General features: G+C 46.6%; 13 protein-coding genes. 5 read left to right on the top strand and 8 right to left on the bottom strand.

Features of this window, described 5'->3' with window-relative positions; all coding sequences use genetic code 11:
• Window positions 1–121: 121 nt before the first annotated feature.
• Window positions 122–2677, bottom strand: a complete 2556-nt coding sequence (gene glgP, locus ACUN27_RS32110; RefSeq protein WP_445560248.1) for an alpha-glucan family phosphorylase — start codon at window positions 2675–2677, stop codon at window positions 122–124.
• Window positions 2678–2741: 64 nt separating this feature from the next.
• Entirely contained in the window at window positions 2742–3980 is a 1239-nt protein-coding gene (gene ylbJ / locus ACUN27_RS32105; protein WP_445560247.1) for a sporulation integral membrane protein YlbJ, read from the bottom strand.
• A gap of 277 nt (window positions 3981–4257) precedes the next feature.
• Between ylbJ and ACUN27_RS32100 the strand changes: the two genes are divergently transcribed.
• Entirely contained in the window at window positions 4258–4650 is a 393-nt protein-coding gene (locus tag ACUN27_RS32100) for a globin domain-containing protein (RefSeq protein ID WP_315953198.1), read from the top strand.
• 43 nt (window positions 4651–4693) lie between these two features.
• Window positions 4694–5395, top strand: coding sequence for a DUF2225 domain-containing protein (locus tag ACUN27_RS32095; RefSeq protein ID WP_445560246.1), 702 nt, complete (start codon window positions 4694–4696; stop codon window positions 5393–5395).
• 74 nt (window positions 5396–5469) lie between these two features.
• Here ACUN27_RS32095 and ACUN27_RS32090 read toward each other — a convergent pair whose 3' ends face one another.
• The 3 genes from ACUN27_RS32090 to ACUN27_RS32080 are packed head-to-tail and all read right to left on the bottom strand — an operon-like array spanning window position 5470 to window position 7021.
• Complete coding sequence (locus ACUN27_RS32090) at window positions 5470–6576, bottom strand: GGDEF domain-containing protein (RefSeq protein ID WP_315953200.1); 1107 nt, start codon at window positions 6574–6576, stop codon at window positions 5470–5472.
• 31 nt (window positions 6577–6607) lie between these two features.
• Window positions 6608–6850 (bottom strand): hypothetical protein, encoded by a 243-nt coding sequence (locus tag ACUN27_RS32085; protein ID WP_127453219.1) that lies wholly within the window; start codon window positions 6848–6850, stop codon window positions 6608–6610.
• A 6-nt stretch (window positions 6851–6856) separates the two neighbouring features.
• Entirely contained in the window at window positions 6857–7021 is a 165-nt protein-coding gene (locus tag ACUN27_RS32080; RefSeq protein WP_315953201.1) for a YycC family protein, read from the bottom strand.
• A gap of 155 nt (window positions 7022–7176) precedes the next feature.
• On the opposite strand from ACUN27_RS32080, the gene ACUN27_RS32075 reads away from it, so the two are divergent.
• Window positions 7177–8985 carry a M3 family oligoendopeptidase gene (locus tag ACUN27_RS32075; RefSeq protein WP_445560245.1) on the top strand — a complete coding sequence of 603 codons (1809 nt, stop codon included), beginning with the start codon at window positions 7177–7179 and terminating at the stop codon, window positions 8983–8985.
• Window positions 8986–9057: 72 nt separating this feature from the next.
• Here the strand turns inward: ACUN27_RS32075 and ACUN27_RS32070 are convergent, their stop codons facing one another.
• Window positions 9058–10308, bottom strand: coding sequence for a methyl-accepting chemotaxis protein (locus ACUN27_RS32070; protein ID WP_379175124.1), 1251 nt, complete (start codon window positions 10306–10308; stop codon window positions 9058–9060).
• Between the two features lie 286 nt (window positions 10309–10594).
• Between ACUN27_RS32070 and ACUN27_RS32065 the strand changes: the two genes are divergently transcribed.
• Window positions 10595–10963 (top strand): O-methyltransferase, encoded by a 369-nt coding sequence (locus ACUN27_RS32065; RefSeq protein ID WP_445560244.1) that lies wholly within the window; start codon window positions 10595–10597, stop codon window positions 10961–10963.
• A gap of 70 nt (window positions 10964–11033) precedes the next feature.
• Here ACUN27_RS32065 and ACUN27_RS32060 read toward each other — a convergent pair whose 3' ends face one another.
• Together ACUN27_RS32060 and ACUN27_RS32055 are read right to left on the bottom strand one after the other, a co-directional pair.
• A complete protein-coding gene (locus ACUN27_RS32060) occupies window positions 11034–12083 on the bottom strand; it encodes a FecCD family ABC transporter permease (RefSeq protein WP_326061196.1) in 1050 nt (349 codons plus the stop codon).
• A complete protein-coding gene (locus ACUN27_RS32055; RefSeq protein ID WP_315953206.1) occupies window positions 12080–13102 on the bottom strand; it encodes a FecCD family ABC transporter permease in 1023 nt (340 codons plus the stop codon). The genes ACUN27_RS32060 and ACUN27_RS32055 overlap by 4 nt, the downstream gene beginning before the upstream one ends.
• 186 nt (window positions 13103–13288) lie before the next feature.
• Here ACUN27_RS32055 and ACUN27_RS32050 point away from each other — a divergent pair, with 186 nt between their 5' ends.
• Entirely contained in the window at window positions 13289–14290 is a 1002-nt protein-coding gene (locus ACUN27_RS32050; protein WP_315953207.1) for an ABC transporter substrate-binding protein, read from the top strand.
• Window positions 14291–14390 lie beyond the last annotated feature (100 nt).

Genomic DNA, 14390 nt, shown 5'->3' with positions numbered 1-14390 from the left:
ACCAAGTGGTTAGATTTGCATTCATGAACGCATACACATACCGTAAGTTCTCTTTTCATAATAATTTATAAAAGAAAATAAGAAAAGCCCCAAAAGGGGCTTAATCGAGGGATTCATACATTTATTGCCATGATAATGTGCTGGTTACTAGTGAAAGTTCAAAAGCATGGGCGAAGTTTGTCGAAATAGGTCGAACACGGATAGAGAAGTGCGGCCCATGGACGAGATGTCCGGGTATGTTTGCTCTATAGCTCTGCACGTGCTCAATCAGTTCGCCAGATGGCTCCATCGGGATGATTTTTTGTTCCCACTTTTCACCGTTGTCCTCGTAATAAATAATCTCTACCGCTGTATCCTGCGGCCAAATAGGGCCGAAATAAATCTGCGCGCTCACTTCCTTGGTTGTCGGTTTGATTTCGCTTAAGGGCACTTCCGTCGACAATTTGGCGGAGCGGTCATCGATCCCAATGATTTTTACTTGATACCAGTTATTACGGATGAATTGCTTGTAATCGGCAACCTTCGTCGCAACCTCATAATGATTAGCAACAAACAAGCGTGCTCGATCCGCTGTCGGCAAATAGGTTTCTTCCGTATAATCCTGCACCATGCGGTGTGTGTTATACACGGGGCTGAGCGATTGGATAGAACGCTTCATCCGGCTAATCCATTGATGCGGGAGATTTCCTTGGTTGTAGTACAAGGGAATAATTTCTTTCTCCAAAATGTGATAAATGGACTGGGTATTTTCTTTCTCCTGCGCAGCCCAATCGGCCGTACCAGTGGAACCAATCGCCCAACCGTTCGTTCCGTTGTAGCCTTCCTCCCACCAACCGTCCAGCACGCTAAAATTAAGAACACCGTTCATTGCCGCTTTTTGCCCGCTAGTTCCGCTGGCTTCAAGGGGTCTTCGAGGGTTATTCAGCCAGACATCTACACCCTGTACGAGGTAACGAGCCATGTTGATGTCGTAGTTTTCGAGCATCACGACTTTGCCTTCGAATTCTTTCATTTTCGAAACTCGGTAAATTTCACGGATAAGCTCCTGACCGGGATAATCGGCAGGGTGAGCTTTGCCGGCAAAAATGAACTGGACCGGCCGTTCAGGGTCATTAATTAATTTCTTAAGCCGGTATAAATCGTTAAAAATGAGATTAGCCCGCTTGTAGGTCGCAAATCGTCTCGCGAATCCGATGGTTAAAGCTTTTGGATTCAAATAATGTCTAACTTCCTCAATTCGCTGCTCGGATTCTCCATTGCGCCTGCGCTGCTCCATCAAATTCTGGCGAGCAAAGCTCACTAAATCATCTTTCAACTGCTGGTGCACCTTCCAGATGGATTCATCGGGGATGACCTCGACTTGCTGCCATTGATGCTTGTTGGCTTGCTCTTCTCGCCACGTGCCGGGCAGGAAGCGATCCAGCAGTTCTTTCCAGCTTGATGCTGTCCATGTTTCCAAATGAACACCATTCGTAGTGGAACCGATTGGGACTTCACTAGCGTCAATGTGTCCATGAAATTCTTTGAACATCTCACGGGAAACTTGCCCATGCAGTTTACTGACGCCATTGCGGAGTCCAGCCGTATTCATGGCCAAATGAGTCATATTAAATTGGCCTGTGTGATGGTCAAGTCCGAGTGCTATAATCGCCTGCTTATGGCGTGACAGCTCATTGAACAGCGGTCCGAGATAATGCTCCAACATCCCGATAGAGAACGTGTCATGGCCCGCAGGAACAGGTGTATGTGTGGTAAAGACGGTAGCCGAGCGGACCGTTTCGACTGCCACGTGAAAAGGCAGACCTAGATGCAGCAGATCCTTCAATCGCTCCAAAGTAAGGAAAGCTGCGTGACCCTCGTTGATGTGGTACACATTGGGGTAAATGCCCAGCGCACGAAGCGCTTTGACGCCGCCAATGCCAAGCACGATTTCTTGAGCAATTCGTGTATCCTGATTTCCGCCGTATAGCTGTGCGGTCAATTCTTTATCAGCATGTTGATTGGCTTCATGATCGGCGTCGAGTAAATAAATCCGATTGCGGCCGACCTGTACCTGCCAAATCTGCAAGGTGATAGCCCGGCCCGGCATGTCAATCGAGACGGTGAGAGGCGCGCCTTGATGAAGAACCGGCGCAATCGGAAGTTTGGCAAAGTCATAATCGTATAAGTGGCTTTGTTGTCCGCCTGAAGCATCGATTTTTTGCGTAAAGTACCCTTTTTTATAAAGAAGGCCAACACCAACTAAGGGAATGCCCAAGTCGCTGGCTGATTTCGCGTGATCGCCTGCAAGAATGCCAAGGCCACCCGAATAGATCGGCAATGATTCATGGAAGCCGAATTCGGCGGAGAAATAGGCAACTTTGACGTAGCCTCGATCGCCATGTTTTTCTTGAAACCAGGTGGGCCCGTTTAAATAGGCGTCGAACCTGTCGATCACTTGTCGATACCTGGTTAGAAATTCTGCATTATGACTTAAAGCATCAAGCTTAGCATCGTCCAAATCATATAGGAGACGAACGGGATTATGGCCGGTTTGAGCCCATTTGACAGGATCCATTTGTGCAAAAAGTTGTAGCGCATCATAGTTCCAGCTGAACCATAGATTAATGGCTAACTCGGATAACCGCTCAATCGCAGGAGGCAATGTTTTGGCTACTCGGAGGACGGAGTTTTGCATACGGTATGTTCACTCCCTTTTATCATCATAATTGTAATTATCATTGTCATGGTAATTACCCATATTATCTTGTTCCACCAACTTTTTCATACACGAGTCTAAGTAAGGAATATGCAGCAAAGAGCCCCGCAATGACAGTAAAAGCAGCCAAGATAACGGTTCCGCTCATAGGGAGCAGGAGCCTGAGATAGCTGAGAATGGGAGATGTTGGATCATACTGCGGCATGAAAACCGTTTTGGTGTCTCGGAAGACCTGCAAAGGCTCCCAAAAAATAATCACAATAGCTGCGGAAAGCAATGCATGGATGAAACGGGAGATCAAAAAAGGCATATAACGGAGGTTCGTATGACTTAAAAGACTAACGATCTGCGCATGCACCGACAATCCGCCCCATGACAATATGAACGCCCCAATCGCAACTTTGCTGGAAAGCGCCAATGCAGCAGGAGCATTGCCAGCAGCCTTTGCCCCAATCGTCACCTCGAATAAACCGTTCATGACAGCTTGTGACAATTCAAGGGGAAGTCCTGTAAAGCGCAAAAGGGAATCAATGAGCATGTATATGGCATTCATGACCTTAGCTTGAGTTAAGACCTCCAAGGCAACGGAGAAGAAGACAACAAGTCCACCTACAACGAAAATTAAATTTACCGATTGAAGGACGGATTGGCTGAGAAGCGCACCGATGGATCTTCCATCGGACATGCGGGCAACATGCATGGATTCAAAGGCGCGCTTCCATATCCAGCCTTGGCTGGCGCTCTTTTGCTCGGTAGGGCGGCTTTTCTTGCCATGGAATCGCATCATCAATCCAATCATAAGAGAGCCTCCGTAGTGAGCTACAGCCAGAATGATAGCGAGTGAGGCATCATGGAAGAAACCTATAGAAACAGCTCCAATCAAGAAGATTGGATCGGAGCTTGTTGTAAATGCGACGAGCCGTTCGCCTTCCTCGCGGTTTACGAGCTTTTGGGTCCACAGCTGGCCCGTTAATTTAGCGCCGACAGGATAACCGGCCGCGAAGCCCATGGCCACGACGAAGCCGCCGATGCCCGGTATACGGAAAACGGGGCGCATCATCGGATCCAGCAGAGTGCCGAAGAAGTGAACGATGCCGAAGCCAAGCATAATTTCGGAGATGACGAAGAAGGGAAAGAGGGCGGGGAACAGCACGTCCCACCAAATGGAAACACCGCGCAAGGCTGCTTGAAGTCCGGCATGAGGGAAGGCAAATAAGCATAGAATAATGGCAATAACAACAAAGGCCATAAGTAGCGCCGCGGTAAAGTTTCTTTTCTCCATAGAACTCTACACCTCCTCCTCAACTATATGAAAGAAATGGGACATACATGCCGGCCTAAAAAACTTAGACTTTGGTACTGTTATGTAAGTGTATTTATGGTAAAATAGGACTAGTAATAGTCTTATATCCTAGGCCGCGGGAGTGATTCAAATGACAAGTGTCATCGTCGGTTTGGTCGTTTGTATGTTCGTGTTTGTCATTCGAGAAACGCTCATGCATGCAGGGGATGAGGATGTAGAAAACTATTAAGTCATTACGAGCAGAGAGGTTCTCACCATGTCAGAGCAAGAACGCAATACGCTGTATGAATTGATGGGGGGAGCAGAGACGGTCCGCCGGATTGTGGAAGCATTTTATCCTAGAGTGCTGAAGAATCCTTTGTTGGCGCCCCTGTTCCCCTCGAATATTGAACCCGTTATGGATAAACAATATATGTTTTTAAGCCAATTTTTTGGAGGTCCGACGCTGTATTCAGATGTCCATGGACACCCTATGATGAGAGGAAGGCATATGCCTTTTCCTATCACAGTGGAACGTGCAGACGCATGGTTAGGCTGTATGGCCGGCGCTATGGAGGAAGTGGGTTTGCCGCAGGATCTACGGGAATTTTTGCTGCAACGATTGAAAGGTTCCGCTTATCATTTTGTGAATACACCTGAAGAAGAATAGTTCTTCTTTCCTATACTTTCCAGAGAAGAGGCGGGGTTTCAAGATGGTTGAACCTTTGTATGAGATTTCAGTGAAATGTACGTATTGCGACAATTCCTTCAAATCCATGAAGGTTCGTCCAAGCTTCAAAAAAGCGAGCAAAACAGACGCGGATTTTTGCGTTCACTATAAGGGGATCAACCCTGATTACTATATCGTGAGGATTTGTCCTTACTGCGGTTATGCGCATACGGAAAACTTTTCGGATAAGTGGAAGCCATCGCAACGTGAAGCCTTTCACGAGAAAATTGGCAAGTACTGGGCGATGCGCAGCTTTGGCGGCGAACGAACGTGGGATACTACCCTGCAGAGTTTCAAGCTGGCGCTGGTCAGCGCGCAAATTAAAGAGGAGAAATCCCGCGTTGTAGCAGGACTTCTTCACCACTTGGCATGGCTGTACAGAACCAAAGGCGATTGGGAGCAAGAGAAGCGATTCTTGACTTTTGCCTTGGAAGCGTATGTGCACGTATATGAGAATGAAGGCATGGATCTGAACAATGCAAGGCTAATGTTTCTTATGGGGGAACTCAACCGCAGGTTGGGTCGTTTCAATGACGCAGTCAAATGGTTCTCGCGCATCATTAATGACCGTAAAATCATGGACGCTGCGATGATTCGAGCGAGCCGCGAACAATGGATTGTAACTCGTGAGGATATGCTCGCCATTCGTATGGAATTGCCGGACGAAATGAAACAAGCTACTTAATTAGCTCGAATAAAAATGAGATGAACGCTTGCCTATGTGATGTGGCGATTGCTTGAGTGCGATCCCTTGCATAGTTAAGCGTTCATTTTTTGATCAAGCACTTGGAGTTCCTTGTAGTGGGTGAACCGATTTTTTCCTTGACGTTTGGATTCATAGAGGGCTTGATCTGCTTCATAGATCAATTGAGTTAATTCAGCCTGGGGCGATTTAGCGGTAGAAATGCCAATAGAAATCGTTATGGGTGTTGCAACGCTTTGATTTTTATGAAGGAACGATTGGGCAGCCATAAAGCATAGGCGCTGGGCGTATAAGCTAAGTTTAATCGGATCTATCTCTGAACTGAGAAGAATAAACTCTTCTCCGCCGTATCTTGCGAGATAATCCTCTTCACGGATATGGTGCCGAAGGACATGGCTAATTTCTCTTAGGAGTTGATCGCCTTCTAGATGCCCGAAGAGATCATTATATTGTTTGAAGTTATCCAAATCGATCATCATGATAGACATTTGTCTTCGATTGAGGGCATTGTTGGCAATGGGCATAAAACTGCGCAGATTAGGAAGTTTGGTTAAGCTGTCTTGATTGGCCTGGAGCTCCATCTGGCGTTGTAAGCGCCAACTTTTATTCTCATCATTAACCATTATGATGAGCGTGATGAAAGTAGCGGACATGATCGCCAGCATGAAAAGCTGATCACCGACATAATGCCAGGACAATCGGCTTATGAGCAATCCATGAATCAGGAGGCGCAAGAGAAAGACATACGTGCATATTTGGAGGCTGTGTCGAATAGGAATGTCCAAGAAGCCATTGCGGTATTCTTTATTATGAAACACGGAGCTTATTAGTGCAGGGGCGAGCAGATCTTGTGCGATGTTGAACCAGACATGATTTTCATGCGAGATAAGGCTGAAGCCCGTCGGCAAGACGGTTGAAAGAAGGGCAATCGGCATGCCGTAACGCAAGCCGGCCATGAAGATAGGCAAGGAGCGTAAATCAATTAGGCCGAACGGCTCGGGCAGAGGTTCGAGCATCATGATGATACAAGCAAGACCGGTGAGCAAAGGCGCAAGAAGCTGCTCGAAGGAATCGGTCAGCATCTTGCTGCGTACTTTCATAGCCACGTAATTCAGTGTGACTAGCGTGCATGCACTTGTCAAAGGAACGAGATACTCATTCATAGGAACTCTTTCTACTCCTTGCGCTTGAAAGCTACGATTGTTTCGTTCGTATAGCGGTGTCCGCCAATAAGTAATCGCGGTCTGTGTCTATGAGCGTCAGCTTGTTGTGACAGCAAGGAAACACAAGCAGCTTTTTTTTACCTTCGTGAATGGATTTCAGTTCGTGGATTTTCAGCGGCAGCAGCACATTGGAGCTATGGCAAAACGGACATTCGGCCACATAAACGTCCTTCATTACAATGTCATAAGGCCAAGTGTTAGCAAAAGGAAACAACACAGCTTACTTCGATTCCGGTTCGCTTTGTTCCGATGTGGAAGATTTCGCGAGCTCTGCTAATTTTTGAAGTAAAATATGTTGTGGCATATGCATGAGATGTTCCAAAGGCACTTTAAGCTGCTCAGCCAACTTGACGGCTGTTTCTGGAGAAATTTGTAACGGTTTCATAATTGTTATCACACCATCCTGTTCCGATTTTTTTGCAGGAACTTTATTTTTATTGAATCATACTTCTTACCTATAAGCAATGAGTAAGATTACTTTGATTGCTCCTGATAGACCGTTTATGATTTAATAAAAGCAGGAAAGGAAAGGTGATAGCTTTGCTTCATTTACCTCTTAATCAAACGTGGAATTTAGAAACTTTTTTTCCTGGTGGAAGTGAGTCTCCTGCATTCGCAGCACATCTGAAGGAGCTTCAAGCTTCGATTGCGGCTTTCCAAGAGCAAGTGCGGAACACACCATCCCCACAGCAAGCAGCAGAAACGGATGGTCTCGCGAAGCTGGTAGAATTGTTCCAGAGTAATTTGAAAAATATTCACGAGGCTGATTCTTTTGTAGGCTGTCTGCTAGCCGATAATCAGAAGGATAAGAAAGCGCCTGTATTGAATGGACAGGTCAAAAGCTTATATGCTGAGCATTTGTCGTCACTCACACATTTTGACCAAGTGCTTACCGGTATTCCGGATGCGGTTTGGTCAGAAATTCTGAAGAAAGAACCGTTCCAAGCGATCGCATTTCCGCTTCATGAACGTCGTGCGTTGGCACAAGAAAAGCTGTCACCGGAGCAAGAAGCATTAATCAATGATTTGGCCGTAGACGGCTATCATGGGTGGGGCGACTTGTATAATTCTACCGTAGGTCAATTCCGTATGCCTGTGGAGGTTGACGGTGAGACGGTTGAACTTTCGGCCGGCCAAGCTTTCAATAAGCTGCATACAGAGAACCGTGAAGAACGGCTTGCTTTGTTTGACAGTTGGGAAAAGGCCTGGACGGACAAGGAAGATTACTGCGCAGAGGCGTTGAATCATCTGGCCGGATTCCGCCTTCAAGTGTACAAATACAGAGGCTGGAACAGCATACATAAAGAGCCGCTCGCGATTAATCGTATGGAAGAGAAGACACTGAATGTTATGTGGGAGGTCATCGATCGCAATAAAGCCATCTTCGTCGACTATTTGAACCGAAAAGCGAAGCTGCTTGGCGTTGAGAAATTGGCGTGGGTAGATGTCGATGCTCCGCTGGGCGACTCCTCGAAGAAAATTTCATACGATGAAGGCGCAAGCCTCATTATTGAGCAGTTCGAGCGCTTCAGCCCGAAGCTGGCCGCCTTCTCGGAGCAAGCCTTCGAGAATCGCTGGATTGAAGCCGAGGACCGCGCTGGGAAGCGCCCAGGCGGTTTCTGTACATCATTCCCTGTCGCGGGAGAGACAAGGATCTTCATGACGTATGGCGGCACGCTGAACAACGTCTCAACGCTTGCGCATGAGCTCGGCCACGGCTACCATCAGCACGTTATGACGGATATGCCGGCCCTCGCGCAAGAGTACGCCATGAACGTGGCGGAAACCGCGTCTACGTTCGCGGAAATGATCGTTGCGGACGCTGTTGTGAAGAGCGCTTCGACCGATGAAGAGCGTATTATTTTGCTTGAAGATAAAATCCAGCGGGCCATCGCTTTCTTCATGAATATCCATGCGAGATTCATTTTTGAAACGAACTTCTACGCCGAGCGACGTCAAGGACTCGTAAGCGTAGAGCGTCTGAATGAGCTGATGGTAGACGCGCAGAAGGTTGCCTACCAAGATGCGCTGAGCAGCTATCATCCGCATTTCTGGGCGGCCAAATTGCATTTCTATGCAACGGATGTGCCTTTCTACAACTTCCCATACACATTCGGCTATATGTTTAGCGCCGGTATTTATGCGAGAGCTGTACAAGAAGGCGCGGCATTCGAAGATAAGTACATCTCTCTGCTGAGAGATACAGGCAGCATGAACGTGGAAGAGCTCGCGCAGAAGCATCTAGGTGTTGATCTGACTGAGCCGGACTTCTGGCAAAGCGCTGTAGACATGGCAATTCAAGATGTGAAGGAATTCATGCGGTTGACAGAGGCGAAAGTTCAGGTTTAAAAGAAAAAGGGATGCCCTGGAAGTAGATAGTATCTACGCCAGGGCATCCCTTTTGTGTATATAAGTTTAATCTTACAGCTTGAACACTTGAATTGTCTGTTGCAACTGTGTGACGACACGCGTCATTTCCTCAGCTTGTGAGACGATGCCTTGAACGGTAGCGATCTGTTCGTTCATGGATGCCGAAACCTCTTGTGTTCCTGCAGCGGATTCTTCTGTGATTGCCGAGATGTTCTCCATGGCGGCAGCAATTTGCTCGGAGCTGACTAGCATTTGTTCGCTTTCTTCTGCAAAGCGGTTAATTTCTTCCGAGATAAAACCAACGCTATCGACAATCTGTGCGAAGACCGTTTCTGTTTGATCGATAAGTATGGTTTGCTTTTTCACGACATCTTCGTTGACTTGAATGCTGCGGATTGCTTCCTGGATGCCCTGCTCAATGCTCTTGACGAAGCCAAACACTTCACGAGTAAGGGACGTGGACTCCTCAGCTAGCTTGCGCACCTCTTGTGCGACGACTGCAAAACCCCGTCCGTGCTCGCCGGCTCTGGCGGCTTCAATGGATGCGTTGAGCGACAGCAGGTTCGTTTGCTCAGCAATCTCCGAAATGGAGCGGGTTACGTTAGTAATACCGGCCGCTTGACGAGCCAACATGTCAATGGTTTCGGAGACCTGCTGTGTCACTTCCACATTTCGCTTCATGCCGACGCCTTGGCTTTCAACGGAAGTACGGCCCTTCTCAACCAGAGTCATCATCTGATCGGAGCGATCTTTCATTTCTTTTGCGGAACCAGCATAATTGACAATCTTCACTTCTATGTCTTTGGTCGTAATCGATACACCGGATACTTCTTCAGAAATTTGACCGGCACCGGCAGCTAGCTCATGGGCCGAAATGCTCACTTGTTCTAGGACTGTGCGAAAGTTTTCGTTTTTGGAGTAAATATCGCGGCTTGTTTGGAAAACTTGCTTGGATATGGAACCTGTATCGCGAAGAATATCACGCAGCTTATCGATCATTTTGTTGAAGGATTGGCCAAGTTGACCTAGTGTATCGTCGGAAGTTACCGTTACCTTTTGAGAAAAGTCGCCTTTGGAGATGTTGAGTGCAATGCGGGACAGGTCGGCCACAGGTTCTGTCAATTGGTTTTCAAACCATCTAATGAAAGGGTAGCTTAATGCAAGAAGCAGAACAAGGAAAATAATTCCTAGTAAGCGGTTCCACTCCGATGAGATCGTAAGGACTAACAGAAATACACAGTTCAAACCTATTAACCCGTAGCAGCCCAACTGTAATTTCTTTCTAAAAGATAAAGTTGACATTTTATCCAAATTGACCGACTCCCTTGCGAAATTTGTAATGTATGCAGGAATAATGGACTATGTTTGAAAATTATAACATTGTATCTGGAAATATTCTACACAAATTCGACAAATATCGTTCGTATTCGATGTATACAAGCAGTATTTGTAAAGAGAGTATTAAGAATAGTAAAAATTATAAGAATATTAAAATAAATTGTTGAAATTTGTAAATTATGTAGATATAATAGGTCTACAGTCGTAATTTACATAATAAGTAAAATTTAAAAACTTAAGGGGGAAGATGATGAGTTTGGATCAAATGTCGCTTGCAAGACAAATCGATTTGGTGTTTAGAAGGATTAAAGATGAGTTATCCCATGTAAGTTCAGGTACGGTGTTTGTTCACATCAGGAATAATAAAATCGGTAAATTCGGTGTGAAGCATCTTCCGTTCGAAAGCAAGGACGGCGTCCTTCCAGCGATTACGGTCAAAGGCCTTACGGAGATTCAGTATCAATCTTTTCGTCAGATGGCGCTTGAATCGTTGAAGCGTAAGAAAAGTTGGACACATGGAGAAATTTACTTTGACTTCACGGTTAGGCAAGGAATATTGTCGGCAAGCATTACGTTTGAAACCAATTATAATATGGCGAGCTTAGCCAAAACGATTTAGCACTTATCCTTTATGAAACAAAGAGCCCCGGTCACAGTTGATGACCGGGGCTCTTTGTTGTATGTAATTGTTAACCGCGATTTCTGCTGCGATACAAGACATAGATAAACAATGGAGCTCCAATAGCAGCGGTGAAAACGCCGGCTGGAATATCGAGCGGTTTGAATACGAATCGTCCCGCCAAATCGGCAAGAAGTAGGAGTAAGGAACCAGTTAACGCGGAAACGGGAATCAGCGATCCGAAGCTGGGTCCTACCAACTTGCGAGCGATGTGTGGAGCCATAAGACCGATGAAATTAATGGCTCCTCCGAATGCGACAGCGGCGCCAGAGAGGGCTACGCTCAAAATGATGAGCAGAAAACGCTGGCGTTGTACGCTGCTGCCCACATTGCGGGCGATGTCTTCGCCTAAGGATTGCACCGTAATATGACGCGCATATAAGAAGATGATCGGGATCAGCAGCGATACCCAAGGGAGAAGCGGGTAAACCGCCTTTTGCCAAGAGACGCCATAGATGCTCCCAGTCATAAAAGTCAGCGACTGATTTGCGAGAATGATAGGTCCAGATATCATCATCAAATAAGAGAGCGCGCTCATCGCGGCGGTGAATCCTGTGCCGATCAGGACAAGGCGAAGCGGGGTAATCCCATTTTTCCATGAGAGGGAGTAGACCAGCAAAGTGGCGATGAATGCGCCGAGAATGGCGGCAACAGGCAGCCAGTGAATACTGATTTTATCCGAGAAAAAGAAGAAAAAGGAAACCGCTCCGAGTGTAGCTCCACCTGTTGAACCGATCGTATCCGGCGAGGTTAACGGGTTTCGCACGATCCCTTGCAGGATGGAACCGGCAACACCCAGGGATGCGCCGATCAACACAGCGACAATCACCCGAGGCAAGCGTAGGGATCGGACAATCATGTTATTGGGATCCGTCCCATAGCCGAAAACGGCACGTATAACCTCAACTGGCTTGATATAAATACTGCCGATTCCTGTGCTTAGGACCATGACAATAATGACCGCTAGAAGCAAGAACAGAGATACAAGGAGTGATTTCTTACTGATCCTATAAGAGAAACTTTTATTTCGAAACGTCATATGTCGATTGGAATGACTCATTTCAGCAGTCCCCCTTTGCGAGCGATGTAGATGAAGAAGGGAACTCCGAGAATAGCTGTCGTTACGCCAACATGAACTTCCTTCGGCATAACGATGAAACGGGCGATGACGTCAGCGCCAACGAGCAGAATGCCGCCTAGAATGGCACTGTAGGGAATAACCCAGCGATAATCGATGCCTACGAGGAATCGAACGATATGCGGTATGATGATCCCGACAAAAACAATCGGGCCTGCGACGGCGACGGAGCCCCCTGCCAACACGACAATAACGACTGCGGTAATGAATTTTACATAAATCGTACGTTGCCCCAGCCCTTTGGCTACATCGTCCCCCATGGACAGGATGTTGATGTGAGGTGCAAGTAAAAACGCTCCTACCCATGCAATTAAGATATAAGGATAGACCGATTGGAGCATGGCCATGGTTCTTCCTTCAACCGATCCAACAAGCCAGTAGAGGACTTGGTCAAACGCTTTACCATTTCCTAATAAAATGCCTTGGGTAAGCGAAGCAAAAAAGGCCGTCATCGCTGAGCCCGCTAGCGTAATCTTCATCGGCGTTAAGCCATCTCTGCCTAAGGAGCCGAGTCCATAGACGAGGGCCGAGCTCACAGCAGCGCCCAAAAAGGCGATCCATGTGAACTGTGTCAGGCTAGATACATTGAAAAATCCAACTGACAACACAATGGCAAAGGCTGCGCCTGAGTTGATGCCAAAAATACTTGGCGACGCAAGTGGATTTCGTGTCATTGCTTGCATAAGCGCCCCCGCAACAGCCAGGCTTCCGCCTACGAGTGCGGCGATTAACGCTCTTGGTATTCGAACGGTCTGAATAATGATCGCTTCGTTCGAAGGCTTCATTAAATGGTCAAATGATTGCATGACCTGTGCCCAAGTATAGTTATGTAGACCGAATCTGACGCTGCAAACCATCATCCCGGCAAGCACGATAAGTGCCGCCAGCAGCCCAATTCCTTTATACAAGGGATATAGACGTTCGTTATTTGAAGAGTTCATAGATAAGTGCCTGCTTCCTTATTAGATGCTTCGTTTATTTTAAAGAGAAAGGCAGGGGAAGTCAACGATTTTGAGAATCATTATCAATTTCGATTGACAGAACCAGCGGAAGCGAGTACCATGTACGTTAGATAATGATAATCGTTATCACATCATCAATTGAACGTGTGGAGGGAACATAGTAAGATGTTTGGGAAAAAGAGACAGTTAAAAAGAGCTTGGGCTCTTGTTGCCATTATGTTTGTAGTATCTATTGTTTTAGCAGCATGTGGAGAAAAGCCTAGCGCTCAGCCAGCAGCATCTGCATCTGCAGCACCGCAAGGAGCCGCTAAGTCCGATGCTCCTCGTACGATTAAGCATGCTATGGGGGAAACCGCTGTACCTGCGCAGCCGAAACGAGTTGTTATTTTGACGAATGAGGGAACTGAAGCCCTTATCGCTCTTGGAGTTAAACCTGTGGGTGCTGTTGAATCTTACTACGGAAATCCATGGTTTGATCATATCAAAGCCGATATGCAAGGTGTAACAACGGTTGGTGGAGAATCACAGCCAAACCTGGAGTTGATTGCATCCTTGAAACCGGATCTAATCATCGGTAACAAAATGCGTCATGAGAAAGTGTACGACCAACTTAAGGCGATTGCTCCAACGGTTTATTCGGAGACATTACGCGGTGAGTGGAAAAGTAACTTCGCGCTGTATGCTGAAGCGCTTAACAAGAAAGCAGAAGGCGACAAAATTATTGCAGACTTCGACAAACGCATTAACGATTTCAAAAGCAAAGCCGGCGATAAGTTGAAAGAGAAAGTCGCTGTTGTCCGCTTCATGGGCGGTAAAACGCGTTATTACTATGGAAATATGTTCACAGGTGTAATTTTCCAACAAATTGGATTCCCGCGTTCGGATCCGAAAAGCGATGAGAAATCATTTGAGGATATTACCAAAGAGCGTTTGACGGAATTGGATGCTGCAGACCGCGTGTTCTACTTTACATATGAGCTTGGCGATGGTAAAGGAACGAAGCAAGAGCAGGAATGGATGAATGATCCGCTTTGGAAAAACCTCAAAGTTGTGAAAGAAAATAAATTGGTAAAAGTGAACGATGCAACATGGAATACAGCTGGCGGTGTGAAAGCAGCTAATCTCATGCTTGATGATCTGTACAAGATATATGATGTAAAACCTTAATGAATGAGGGGACTGCTTCTTACGAGCAGTCCTCTTTCGATTCCGGACGCAAAAAGGAGGGCCTCATATCAGTAGCTACTGATAGGGAAGCCCTCACTTG

The organism is Paenibacillus sp. WC2504, from assembly GCF_052682475.1.
Note: the sequence above shows the minus strand (reverse complement) of the source record. Positions and strands in the feature narration are given on the sequence as shown.

Excerpts from the sequence above, each read along its gene's own strand:
- ACUN27_RS32065 (WP_445560244.1), top strand. The coding sequence starts at position 10,595 with ATGAGTTTGGATCAAATGTCGCTTGCAAGACAAATCGATTTGGTGTTT.
- ACUN27_RS32090 (WP_315953200.1), bottom strand. The coding sequence starts at position 6,576 with ATGAATGAGTATCTCGTTCCTTTGACAAGTGCATGCACGCTAGTCACA.
- glgP (WP_445560248.1), bottom strand. The coding sequence starts at position 2,677 with ATGCAAAACTCCGTCCTCCGAGTAGCCAAAACATTGCCTCCTGCGATT.
- ACUN27_RS32080 (WP_315953201.1), bottom strand. The coding sequence starts at position 7,021 with ATGAAACCGTTACAAATTTCTCCAGAAACAGCCGTCAAGTTGGCTGAG.
- ylbJ (WP_445560247.1), bottom strand. The coding sequence starts at position 3,980 with ATGGAGAAAAGAAACTTTACCGCGGCGCTACTTATGGCCTTTGTTGTT.
- ACUN27_RS32100 (WP_315953198.1), top strand. The coding sequence starts at position 4,258 with ATGTCAGAGCAAGAACGCAATACGCTGTATGAATTGATGGGGGGAGCA.
- ACUN27_RS32070 (WP_379175124.1), bottom strand. The coding sequence starts at position 10,308 with ATGTCAACTTTATCTTTTAGAAAGAAATTACAGTTGGGCTGCTACGGG.
- ACUN27_RS32050 (WP_315953207.1), top strand. The coding sequence starts at position 13,289 with ATGTTTGGGAAAAAGAGACAGTTAAAAAGAGCTTGGGCTCTTGTTGCC.
- ACUN27_RS32095 (WP_445560246.1), top strand. The coding sequence starts at position 4,694 with ATGGTTGAACCTTTGTATGAGATTTCAGTGAAATGTACGTATTGCGAC.
- ACUN27_RS32055 (WP_315953206.1), bottom strand. The coding sequence starts at position 13,102 with ATGAACTCTTCAAATAACGAACGTCTATATCCCTTGTATAAAGGAATT.
- ACUN27_RS32060 (WP_326061196.1), bottom strand. The coding sequence starts at position 12,083 with ATGAGTCATTCCAATCGACATATGACGTTTCGAAATAAAAGTTTCTCT.